General features: G+C 59.8%; 11 protein-coding genes and 1 tRNA gene. 6 read left to right on the forward strand and 6 right to left on the reverse strand.

Annotation, left to right across the window (positions count from 1 at the left end; all coding sequences use genetic code 11):
• Positions 1-33: 33 nt before the first annotated feature.
• The 3 genes from B3229_RS07600 to B3229_RS07610 form a co-directional block, all read right to left on the reverse strand.
• On the reverse strand, positions 34-273 hold the full coding sequence (locus tag B3229_RS07600) for a hypothetical protein (RefSeq protein ID WP_286870249.1): 240 nt from the start codon (positions 271-273) through the stop codon (positions 34-36).
• Positions 274-661: 388 nt separating this feature from the next.
• Positions 662-826 carry a general stress protein gene (locus B3229_RS07605; protein WP_071997459.1) on the reverse strand — a complete coding sequence of 55 codons (165 nt, stop codon included), beginning with the start codon at positions 824-826 and terminating at the stop codon, positions 662-664.
• A gap of 601 nt (positions 827-1,427) precedes the next feature.
• Positions 1,428-2,249 (reverse strand): alpha/beta fold hydrolase, encoded by an 822-nt coding sequence (locus B3229_RS07610; protein WP_048780943.1) that lies wholly within the window; start codon positions 2,247-2,249, stop codon positions 1,428-1,430.
• A gap of 238 nt (positions 2,250-2,487) precedes the next feature.
• On the opposite strand from B3229_RS07610, the gene B3229_RS07615 reads away from it, so the two are divergent.
• Complete coding sequence (locus B3229_RS07615) at positions 2,488-4,077, forward strand: MFS transporter (RefSeq protein ID WP_286870250.1); 1,590 nt, start codon at positions 2,488-2,490, stop codon at positions 4,075-4,077.
• 36 nt (positions 4,078-4,113) lie between these two features.
• Here B3229_RS07615 and B3229_RS07620 read toward each other — a convergent pair whose 3' ends face one another.
• Positions 4,114-5,022, reverse strand: a complete 909-nt coding sequence (locus tag B3229_RS07620; protein WP_048780941.1) for a LysR substrate-binding domain-containing protein — start codon at positions 5,020-5,022, stop codon at positions 4,114-4,116.
• 132 nt (positions 5,023-5,154) lie between these two features.
• Here B3229_RS07620 and B3229_RS07625 point away from each other — a divergent pair, with 132 nt between their 5' ends.
• Positions 5,155-5,712, forward strand: coding sequence for an antibiotic biosynthesis monooxygenase (locus B3229_RS07625; protein WP_286870251.1), 558 nt, complete (start codon positions 5,155-5,157; stop codon positions 5,710-5,712).
• 17 nt (positions 5,713-5,729) lie between these two features.
• Here B3229_RS07625 and B3229_RS07630 read toward each other — a convergent pair whose 3' ends face one another.
• Positions 5,730-6,674 carry a sensor domain-containing diguanylate cyclase gene (locus B3229_RS07630; protein WP_286870252.1) on the reverse strand — a complete coding sequence of 315 codons (945 nt, stop codon included), beginning with the start codon at positions 6,672-6,674 and terminating at the stop codon, positions 5,730-5,732.
• 238 nt (positions 6,675-6,912) lie between these two features.
• Here B3229_RS07630 and B3229_RS07635 point away from each other — a divergent pair, with 238 nt between their 5' ends.
• The 3 genes from B3229_RS07635 to B3229_RS07645 all read left to right on the forward strand — a co-directional run bounded on the left by B3229_RS07635 (position 6,913) and on the right by B3229_RS07645 (position 9,428).
• Positions 6,913-7,698 (forward strand): MBL fold metallo-hydrolase, encoded by a 786-nt coding sequence (locus B3229_RS07635; RefSeq protein WP_286870403.1) that lies wholly within the window; start codon positions 6,913-6,915, stop codon positions 7,696-7,698.
• A gap of 72 nt (positions 7,699-7,770) precedes the next feature.
• Positions 7,771-8,295 carry a TetR/AcrR family transcriptional regulator gene (locus B3229_RS07640; RefSeq protein ID WP_048780938.1) on the forward strand — a complete coding sequence of 175 codons (525 nt, stop codon included), beginning with the start codon at positions 7,771-7,773 and terminating at the stop codon, positions 8,293-8,295.
• Positions 8,292-9,428 (forward strand): MFS transporter, encoded by a 1,137-nt coding sequence (locus B3229_RS07645; RefSeq protein ID WP_048780937.1) that lies wholly within the window; start codon positions 8,292-8,294, stop codon positions 9,426-9,428. Before B3229_RS07640 ends, B3229_RS07645 begins: the two co-directional genes overlap by 4 nt.
• Positions 9,429-9,653: 225 nt before the next feature.
• Here the strand turns inward: B3229_RS07645 and B3229_RS07650 are convergent.
• Positions 9,654-9,729: transfer RNA gene (locus B3229_RS07650), tRNA-Phe, on the reverse strand.
• A gap of 194 nt (positions 9,730-9,923) precedes the next feature.
• Here B3229_RS07650 and B3229_RS07655 point away from each other — a divergent pair.
• A complete protein-coding gene (locus B3229_RS07655; protein WP_286870253.1) occupies positions 9,924-11,246 on the forward strand; it encodes a methyl-accepting chemotaxis protein in 1,323 nt (440 codons plus the stop codon).
• Positions 11,247-11,300 lie beyond the last annotated feature (54 nt).

Raw genomic sequence — 11,300 nt, forward strand, 5'->3', positions numbered from 1 at the left:
TTAAGGTGCTGGCGCCCACGCCGTTACCTCGCGCTAACCTGCTGTAATCAGAACGATGTTGATGCGCACGCCTCTCTGGCGCAACGCAATCAAAGAACTCCCGACTCTTCTCTGTACAGGCAGGCCGCTATCAGATGCGGTTATTCCTTTTTTAATGTAAAAAGGATGGTTTCCACCAGGCCTGCGGTCTTTCATCGAACCGCGATAAAAAAGCCTTCTTTGCCCCGGTGCAATTTCATAAAAGATTACCCCGCTATTCAGCAAAAGTGGCATGCAAAATGCATTTTTCCATTTACAGCAAGGAGTTAGCTAAATTTACTTTTTTCTCTGCTGCTCAACTTAAATGTCATTTTCTCGCGGATAATTGTACAAGTTGCAGATTCCTGTATAAATTAAAGCGGTGTTCAATAATCGACATTAGTCGCGATGCGCCATGTAAATCTGAAAATTAACTTTCCTGCTGCGCCATTTTTACAAAAAACAATAAAAAAACCGGACAGGGAAAAGACCGAGTCCGGTTTAATTATGGCGATCCTGATTTTCAGAGAAAGACAGGAACATGCTCTTGTCAGGTGTGTTTCGCAAGGAGAACTAAAAGAGAAAAAAGATGACTCACCCGCGGTCAGATGTTGACAGCCACTACATCTAACTTACTGATATTTCAGCTACGACGGCTAATCTTACCTCCTTTCCGCCCGGCTTCGATTGCGCGCTCAGGGTTATTTTTGAAATTGCCGCCGCTCTTCTGGCCGCCTTTTCTACCTGCTTCTGCTGCACGCTCACGATCCACCGCAAAGTTCCCGGCTCCACCACGATATTGAGACATACTGTGTTCCTCTTAAGGATTAATAATAAAAATATCACAGCCTACGCTGCATCAGCGTCGATGGCGCAGGGTTAAATGTAGCTTTTAAAAATAATGGATCAAGTATTGGTTGCCAGCGAATTTCAAAAAGTTGTCGGCAATTACAAACAAATCAATGTGCCAACTATTTCTTGAGGAAATCATCTTTTCCCGTTATCAGCGTGTAAAAAACCTCAGATCTTTCCTGTTATTTAGCCTTATAAAGGCGCAAAACAACTCTATTTAACCTTCGCTCAGGAGGAATAGCATTATTTAAGCGAAGCGTGAAAGAGGGAAAGGCAGGCATATTTAAGCGAAGCGGTTGATCATAAAACGATCGCTTTAGACAGAAAAATAGGATAATTCCTCACTCAATAAGCGAGGCGTAAAACGTTAATAAAGCGAAGCGGTATAAAAGGCCATTGCATGGGCTAAAGAATTAAAAACGATCAATAAATAACCTGACCCTCAGCTTATTGAGGCTGCGCTTTCCTGAACCTTATTTGGCGCATGCGCGTTAAGCGAAGCGTAAATAAAAAAACGCCCGTACGGGCGTTTAGCGTCAGATTTACAGAAAATGTGATTAATGCTGCTGTAAAAACGTCAGCAGATCCTGATTAAGCTGCTCCTGATGTGTCGCGGCGAAACCGTGCGGGCCGTTGTCGTAAACCTTGAGTTCCGATCCGGCGATCAGCTCGTGCGCCAGCTTGCCGGTCGCTTCGAACGGCACGATCTGGTCGTTGCTGCCGTGAATGATCAGCGTCGGCACGTCTACTTTCGCCACGTCGCCGCGGAAATCGGTTTGCGAGAAGGCGGTAACGCAGTCGATAGTGCCTTTCAGCGACGCCAGCAGCGCAATATTCAACGTCTGCGTCAGCACGCCGTCGGAGACGGTCTGCCCGGCGTTGATGCCGTAGAACGGCGTGGCGAACTCTTTGATAAACTGCGCGCGATCTTTCCGCAGCCCGGCAATAATGCCGTCGAACACCGCTTTTTCCGGCCCTTCCGGATGATCGGCGGTTTGCCCGAAGATCGGCGTGACCGCGCCAAGCAGCACCAGGCTTTTCACTTTTTCCGTGCCGTAACGGCCGATATAGCGCGTCACGTCGCCGCCACCCATAGAGAAGCCCACCAGCGTAACCTCGCTCAGCCCCAGATGTTCAATCAGGCCGTGAATATCCTCGGCAAAGGTATCGTAGTTGTAACCTTCCCACGGCTGATCGGAACGACCAAAACCACGACGGTCGAAAGCAATCGCACGGTAGCCGTTTTCGGCCAGGTGAACCAGCTGGCTCTCCCACATATCAGCATCGAGCGGCCAGCCGTGGCTGAACAGAACCGGCTGCCCTTTGCCGTAATCTTTGAAGTAAATGCTTACGCCATCTTTCGTCGTGAAGGTGCTCATATCGGGTCTCCGTTATCAGTGAGGTTGTGTCTCGCTAATCAAGCTAACCTGGACGTACCGTAAAACCTAAAGCAGAAATTTTAATAAGTCGTTAAAGAATTTTAGCGACCGCCGTTGTGAAAAAATCCTGGACAAGTTGCCGCAGATATTCCGCTATCAAGCCTGGCAGAGCGCCCGTAATGTTCCAGCTATCGCGACTTAATCACGCTGCGCTAACCGGCGCGGCCGGAGACAGAAGATGAGCCAGAATATGACCTCCACGCCTGCGGGCGGCGCCTTTTCCCCTTTTCGTTACGCCATGTTCGCCCTGATATGGAGCGCTTCGGTGCTGGGCAATACCGGCAGTTTTATCCGCGACGTCGCCAGCTCCTGGCTGATTACCGGCCTGTCGGATAATCCCGCCGCGGTGGCGCTGATGCAGACCGCCGCCACGCTGCCGGTGTTTTTGCTGGCGCTGCCGGCGGGCGTGCTGTCCGATATTTTTGACCGTCGCCGCCTGCTGATTGCGATTCAGATACTGATGGCCAGCGTCAGCGGCGCGCTGCTGATCCTCTCTCATAACCACTGGCTAACGGCGGAGTGGCTGATTGGGCTGACCTTCGTCGGCGGCATCGGCGCGGCGCTGTTCGGGCCGGCCTGGCAGGCGATTGTGCCGGAGCTGGTGCCGCGCCAGGAGATGAAAAACGCGGTCGCGCTTAACTCGCTCGGCATTAATATCGCGCGCGCCATCGGTCCGGCCACCGGCGGCCTGCTGCTGGCGAGCCTTGGCGCGATGGCGGCCTACGGCGCGGATGTCGCCAGCTACTTTATCGTTATCGCCGCCCTGCTGTGCTGGAAGCGCCCGGCGAAAGCGCAGGATGCGCTGAACGAGCACTTCTTCGGCGCCTTTCGCGCCGGACTGCGCTACGTCAAAGCGAGCCGCGAGCTGCACCGCGTGCTGTTTCGCGCCGCGATGTTCTTTATCTTCGCCAGCGCGCTCTGGGCGCTGCTGCCGCTGGTGGCGCGCCAGCTGCTGCAGGGCACGGCGGGTTTTTACGGCATGATGCTCGGCGCGGTGGGCATCGGTGCGATTGCCGGCGCGCTATTGCTGCCGCGTCTGCGCGCCAGCATGAGCGCCGATGCGCTGCTGCTGCTCGCCGCCGCCATCAATGGCCTGGTGATGCTTGGTTTAGCGCTGACGCCGCCGCAGTGGCTGGCGCTGATGCTGATGCTGGTGCTGGGCAGCGGCTGGATCGTGGCGCTGACCACGCTGAACGGCGTCGCCCAGGCGGTGCTGCCGGACTGGGTGCGCGGCCGCGGGCTGGCGGTTTATCTGATGGTGTTTAACGGCGCGCTGGCGGGCGGCAGCCTGATGTGGGGCCTGGTGGCGCAGCAGGCGGGCGTGGTGGCGACGCTGGTGGTCGCGGCGGCGGCGCTGATGCTGAGCGCGCTGCTGCTGCGTCGCAAAACGCTGCCGCAGGGCGAGGCGGATCTGCAGCCCGCGCTGCACTGGCAGGAACCGGCGGTGGCGCAAAGCATCGATGCGCGTCGCGGTCCGGTGATGGTGCAGATCCACTACCGCGTGGCGGAAGAGGATCGCCCCGCCTTCCTGGCGGCCATCAATAAGCTGGCGCTGGCGCGTCGTCGCGACGGCGCTTACGCCTGGGGCGTCATGTCGCATACGGAAGACGCGGCGTTGATTCAGGAGTGGTTTTTAGTGGAATCCTGGCAGGAGCATCTGCGTCAGCATCAGCGCGTATCGAAAGCGGACGCGGCGCTGCAGGCGGCGGTGCTGGCGTTCCATCAGGACGAAGGCGCGCCGAAAGCGCACCACTTTATCTCGCTGTAGCCTCAGGCGCGCGGCGAGGCGGCCGCGCGCTTTTGCTCAGGGCGCGGCGTAAATGTCGCGCAGTCCCTCCAGAGTTTGCAGCCTTTCGCGCCACCAGCGCGCCGCATTGCCGCCGGCGCTCTCATTCCATGCCATATAAGCCATATCGCGCCGCGTTTCACTGTCGAGCCGGCGCGCCACCAGCGTGCCGTCCGCCAGATGCGGCGCGGCGAGATAGCCCGGCAGATAGCCGCATCCCAGCCCCGCCAGCTGCGCCTGCAGCTTGGCATGAAAATCGTGCACGCTCAGCGTTTTCTGTTCGTCCAGCACGCGCAGATCCACGCCGGCGCCGTGGCGCGAGGAGTCGTGCACCGTGACCGCGCGATACTGGCGGATCTGCTCGCGCAGCAGCGGCTCCGGCATTTGCGCCAGCGGATGGGACGGCGCGACGGCAAAAACATAGTCGAGCCAGCCCAGCGCCACGCAGCCGATATCTTTGCGCGTCGCCGGCTCCTGCACCGCGCCGAACACCAGATCCGCCTCGCCGTAGCTCAGCGCCTCCCAGCAGCCCGCCAGCACATCCTGACGAAACTGGAGCTGCGTATGGGGATGCTGCTGATAGAACTCGTCAATCAGCGGCGACAGCAGGGAAAACGGCACCGAGGCATCAACGCTAATGGTCAGGTTGCTCTCCCAGCCGCTCTCGACGTAGCGCGCCTGCTGTTCCAGTTCGTTGACGGCGCGCAGCAGCGCGCGTCCTTTTTCCAGCATCAGCCGTCCGGTTGGGGTGAAGGTAGCGCGGTGACCCGAGCGATCGAGCAGCGTGATCTTCATGTCGCCTTCCATCTTCTGCACCGTATAGCTTAGCGCCGACGCGGTTTTAAACAGCCGCGCCGCCGCAGCCGCGAAGGTGCCGTGACGGTCGAGCGCATCCAGAATCAGCAGCGCCTCGAGGTTTAATCGCATTCCTCAGTTCTCCCCAAAATTTGTTGAACAACAACCCAAAATCATTCCGCTAACAATAAAGATTCTCATCTCGTATTTTTGTATCCAACAGCGCCACTGCTGTAAATCACTTTCAACGCGCCGGGAGGCGATATGAACAATTCGCATCAGGCCAGCTACGTCACGCTGGTGATCACCCACAGCGTTCAGGCGGAGAAACAGCAGGCTTACGAGCAGTGGCTGGAACAGATCATGCCGCAGGCGGCGCAGTTTCCCGGCCATCTGGGGGTAAACGTACTGCGTCCGGTGCACGGCGAAAGCGTCTACACTGTGCTGATCCGCTTCGACAGTCTCGATAACTTGTTCAACTGGACCCAGTCCGAGGCGCGCAAGACGCTGATCGCCGAGCTGCCGCAGCTGCTCTCCGGCCCGGAGCATATCGACGTGCGCCCCGGCGCTGCATTCTGGTTTACGCCCGCCAGCAAGGCGACGCCGCGTCCGGCGAAGTGGAAACAGTATCTGCTGACGCTAGGGGTGATTTTTCCCTCGACCCTGCTGATCCCGCCGCTCTGGGCCGCGCTGCTGCCCGCCAGCCGCGGCACGCTGTGGGGACATTTTTTAGGCGATGCGACCGTGGTCGCGCTGGTGGTCTGGCTGTGGATGCCGCTGCTGACGCGCTGGTTGAAAAACTGGCTGCTGCCGCGAGGATAGCGCCGGCGTCTGGCGGATCAGCCCAGCCCGACGCCGTTTTTCCCGTTGCGCTTGATGCGGTACATCGCCTCGTCGGCGCGGCTCACCGCCGCGCTGAATCCTTCCTGCGGCTGCGCCTGCACGATGCCGATCGAGGCGCCGATCGTCGCCGTGCCGTTATCCAGCTCAAACGGGGTCAGCGCCGCCTGCAGACAGGCGCGGCTTACCTGCTCTACCCGCGGATCGTCCTGACCGTACGGCATTAGCAGCACAAACTCGTCGCCGCCCAGCCGCCCCGCCAATACCGGCTCAGGGCAAACCGCGCTCAGGCGCTGGCTGAGCTGGATCAGCAGGCGGTCGCCGCTGCGATGGCCGAAGGTGTCATTCACATGCTTGAAATCATCGAGATCGATAAAGGCGACGCAGAGCGCGTTCTCTCTGCGCATCTGGCTGAAGGCGTTGCGTAAGGCGTGACGATTGGCGAGCTGCGTCAGGGGATCGTGATTCGCCAGCATCGCCAGCTGCGATTCATACTGCTTCTCTTTGGTCATGTCGATATGGGTGCCGGTGACCTTCAGCGGTCTGCCCTGCTCATCCCATTCGCTGATGCGGCCGCGATCCAGCACCCAGGTTACGCCGCCGTTTTTGGCGATCATCCGGTGCAGCGCCTCATAGTAAGGCGCCTTGCCTTCGATATGGTCGTAAAACGCTTTTAGCACCTCGGCGGCATCGTCGGGATGCAGGCTTTCTTGCCACTCGGAAAAAAGCGCTCTGCTCTCTTTCGGCTGATAGCCCAGCATCGCGCCCCAGCGCCGGTTAAAGATCACCAGCTTGCCCGAGGGAATATCCAGCTGCCACAGGCAAAGGCCGGTGCCGTCCAGCGCCGCGTCGAGCTTGCTGCGGGCGTCGTGCGCTATACGCTTGAGTCGCGCATTATGCTTTTTCAAAATCTGTATCTGCTGGCGCAGCGCTTCGTCAGACATGGCACGCGGACGTTGAGAAATAAGATGTATTTTGCCTGTGCGGATATTTCTGTAAAGAGAGGCGCTGGAAACGTGATCAGCGGCGCTTTATCGGCTTAACCGCAAGATTTTATCCGGTTTAAATCACGCTTTCCGCATAGTCAGCGGCAGCGTGCGCAAAATCCGCCCCTTGCAGGGCGATCCTTCGCCTGTGCGCTCACCGGCTATAGTCAGAGTAACATTTATTCTGGAGACGATAATCATGCAACTTTGCGCCACCTGCGGCACCGCCTACGCTGAGGTTTCGCCGCAGCGCTGTAAAATTTGCGAGGATGAACGGCAGTGGGTGCCCGCCGCCGGACAGCAGTGGACCGATTTTGCCGCGCTCATCCGCAGCCATCAGAACAAATGGCAGCAGCTTGAACCGGGCCTGCTCAGCATTAAAACCGTGCCGAACTTCGCCATTGGCCAGCGCGCGCTGCTGCTGCGCAGCGGCGGCGGCAATATTCTCTGGGACTGCATCGCCAACCTGGATCCCGCCACCGCCGAGCTGATCCATGCGATCGGCGGACTTTCGGCTATCGCTATCTCGCATCCGCACTACTACACCACGATGCAGGCGTGGGCGGAGGAATTTAACGCGCCGATCTATTTACACGCCGACGATCGTCAATGGGTGATGCGCGACAGCGACGCCATTCACTTCTGGCAGGGCGAGACGCTGCCGCTCAACAGCGAGGTCGATATCGTGCGCGTCGGCGGTCATTTTGCCGGCGGCAGCGTGCTGCACTGGAAAGCAAACGGCGGCGTGATGCTGGCGGGCGATATCATTCAGGTCACGCCGGGCAAAGATGCGGTCTCCTTTATGTGGAGCTATCCCAATATGCTGCCGCTCTCCGCCGCGACGGTAAGCGAGATGCTGCGCCGCTGCGACACGCTGGCGTTTTCGCGGCTTTACGGCGCGTTCGAAGGGCAGGACGTCGCGCAGCAGGCGAAGGAGATCGTGATGCAATCCGGGGCGCGTTATCTACGCTGTCTGACCTAATCTGGCCCTGTCGGAAAAATAAATCGCCGCCGCCATTACGCAAAAGTAAAACGATCGGTTTACTTTTAAGAGATGAACAAACGCGACGATATTTTGCAGGCGGCCGAAAGGCTGTTCTACAACAACGGCTTTCATGCCACCAGTACCGACCAGATTTGCCGGGAAGCGGGCGTCTCGACGCGCACGCTCTATCACCACTTCCCCTCGCGCGAGGCGCTGACCATCAGCGTGATGGCGGCGCGCCGGGCGCGTTTTTTCGGCGACCTGCTGCCTGCGCAGCATCCGCAGGCGCTGCGGCGGCTGTTTGAGACGCTGGGGGAATGGACAGAGCAATATGGCGCGCAGGGCTGCTTTTTTATCAAGGCCTGGGGCGAGTATGCGGAGAAAGACGCGATGCTGGCGGCGCACGCGCTCGACTATCGCTATGCGCTGCGCCGCTATATCGGCGACTGCGTGGCGGATGAGCGCCTGGCGAACGCGGTCTGGATGCTGTTTGAGGGCGCGGTGATCTCGGCGCTGATGCTCGGCGCGGATGCGGCAAAGCATGCGGGCGACGCCGCCGCGCGGCTGATGCTGCTGCGCGAGGAGCAGCCATGAAATCCGCTATTGCGCTGGGCGTGACCGGCTTTTCGCTGATTGCCGTCACCTACGGCATGGCGCGTTTCGCATGGGGCCTGATGATGCCGGCGGTGATGAAAGAGATCCCGTTCAGCGTCCATCTCGCCGGCATCGTTACCGCCTGCAGCTATATTTCCTACTGCCTTTCTACCGCCGCCGCGCCCTGGCTGGTGGCGCGCTTCGGCGCCAGAGCTTCAGCCTGCCTCGCCGCGCTCTGCGCCGCAGGCGGGCTGCTGCTGCTCGCCTGCGCCTTTTCGCCGCTGATGCTCGCCGCCGGGCTGTTTATCGCCGGACTGAGCGCGGGCGTCGCCTCGCCCGCCATCGCCAGCGCGGTGGGCGAGGCGCTGCCGCCTGCGCAGCAGGATTCCGCCAATACCGCCATCAACGCCGGCACCAGCGCGGGCATTATGCTTTCCGTGCCGGTGCTGCTGCTGTTGCCCGGCGGCTGGCGCGCCGCCTGCGTCGCCTTTGCGCTGCTGGCGTTGCTCTGTTTGCTGCCGGCGCGACGCTATCTGCCTGCAGATCGGCGCACCGGGCAGAATGATCGCGCGGGCTGGCGCGATCTGATGCGGCAGCGATCGCTACTCCGGCTGGCAATCGTCGCTTTTATCAGCGGATCCGCCAGCGCGGCCTGGTGGAGCTTCGGCCCCGATATTCTGCGTAATCATCTGCATCTCGACGCGCGCGCCAGCAGCCTGCTGTGGCTGATCGGCGGCGGCGCCGGCATTGCGGGCGCGCTGACCGGCGCGGCGCGACGATCGCTCAGCCTGGGGCAGATCTATCGGCTGTCGCTGCTCTGTATGGCGCTGCCGCTGCTGCTGCTGGCGAGTCTGGAGGGCTTTTCGTGGTGGCTGTTTCCCGCCGTGGCGCTGGGCGGCGCGGGCTACGTGACGCTTTCCGGCGTGCTGCTGGTGTATGGCGCGGCCGCCACGCCCGCTGCGCCGGCGTCAGGCGTCGGCGTGGCGTTCTTTATGCTGGCAGCCGGTCAGGTTGCGGGCTCGGCGCTGTTCGGCGCGGTTTATGCTGGCCTGGGCGCAGGCACGGCGCTGCTGGGGTTTGCCGCGCTGGCGCTGGCGATGACGGCGGTGCTGCCGGGAGAGAGTAAGCGTTAACTGGAAGAACAGGTTCCGCACAAAAGCAAAAACCCAGCCATAGGCTGGGTTCTTTAATTTTGGTGCCCGAACCCGGACAAAAATGCCGGGAGCATTTTTGCTTTGTCGCGCCTGCGCGGCAAACCCGCAGGGCGAGCCGCAGGACGCGGCGAGGTCATCGAACCGGTTCGATGACGGGTTCCGCACAAAAGCAAAAACCCAGCCATAGGCTGGGTTCTTTAATTTTGGTGCCCGAACCCGGAATCGAACCAGGGACACGGGGATTTTCAATCCCCTGCTCTACCGACTGAGCTATTCGGGCAACGGGGCGCATTAAACCTTAATGGCCTCACAGCGTCAAACGCTTTTCACCAAATCGCTCGCTGACTGCTGCGTTTTATAGCAACCAATAGACCGTCTGGTAAAAAAAAGCGCAACCGCGCCGCACTACGCTTACTTTTTCGCCGCCCCGGCCGATAACGATAGCGTCACTACATACCCATAATAAGGTGCACCATGTTTTCCACTATTTCATCAGCTCTTCTGTCACGCCTTGCGTGGCAAAAACAAACGCGCCCTTCGGCGACGCTCAACTCGCTCAACGACGCTATCGCGATGATCGAGTTTACGCCTGACGGCATCATCCTTAACGCTAACCCTTTGTTTCTCGACCGCATGGGCTATGCGCTGAGCGACATCGTCGGTCAGCATCACAGCCTGTTTTGCACCGCCGACTTTGCGCAGTCATCACTCTATCGCGACTTCTGGCTGCGCCTGAAGCGCGGCGAAAGCTTTAGCGACAAATTTCTGCGCCTGGCGAAACACAGCCGTCCGGTCTGGCTGGAGGCCAACTATGTGCCGGTGCAGGATCGCAACGGCCGCGTGGTAAAAATCGTCAAGCTGGCGACCGACATCACCGCGCGTATCGTCGACGCCCAGGAGCAGCGCGCTATGACCACCGCCATTGATCGGTCGATGGCGGTTATCGCCTTTAACCTCAAAGGTGAAGTGCTGACGGCGAATGCCAACTTCCTCAAAACCATGGGCTACCGTGCCGACGAAGTAATCGGCCTGCCGCACAGCCGCTTCTGTTCCGAAGCGCTGCGTCAGAGCGCTGAATACAAAGCGTTCTGGGAAAAGCTCAACCGCGGCGAGTTTATCTCCGGCCAGTTTCAGCGGGTAAATAAACAGGGCCGCACCATCTGGCTGCGCGCCACCTATAACCCGGTGTTTGATGGTGAAGGCACGCTCTATAAGGTGGTGAAGTTCGCTACCGACGTGACGGCGCAGGTGGAGAAAAATCAGCAGGAGCGCGACGCGGCGCAGCAGGCCTACCAGACCGCGCTGCAGACCCGCGAGAGCACCCGCCACGGCGCCAGCGTGATCGAAGAGAGCGTACAGACCATTAATGCGCTGGCAGGCGAGCTGCACGGCATCTCTGACGATATCGCCGATCTCAGCGACTCCTCCGACCGCATCGGCGCCATTGTCGCCAGCATCCGCCGCATCGCCGATCAGACCAACCTGATCGCGCTTAATGCCGCAGTCGAGGCGGCGCGCGCCGGCACGCACGGTCGCAGCTTCGCCGTGGTGGCCAATGAGGTGCGCACGCTGGCGGCCAATATCAATCAGGCCACCAGCGAGATCGAAAACCGCGTGCGGCAGAATCATCTGCTGGCGTCCAAAGCGCTGAAAGGCATCGCCTCCAATATGCAGCGCGCCGATCACGGCGTGGTGCTGGCTCAGCAGGCGGGCGGCGTGATCGGCGAGCTGCGCGACAGCTCGTCGGAGGTGGTGCGCGCCATCAGCCACGTTACTCAGACCTTAAGCCAGGAGTAGCCCGCAAGGCCGGCCATGTGCCGGCTTTTTCGCAGCAACTGTGCTGCTATAGCC

Origin of the sequence: Pantoea sp. UBA5035, assembly GCF_002415245.1 — a bacterium.
Lineage (GTDB): Bacteria > Pseudomonadota > Gammaproteobacteria > Enterobacterales > Enterobacteriaceae > Pantoea > Pantoea septica.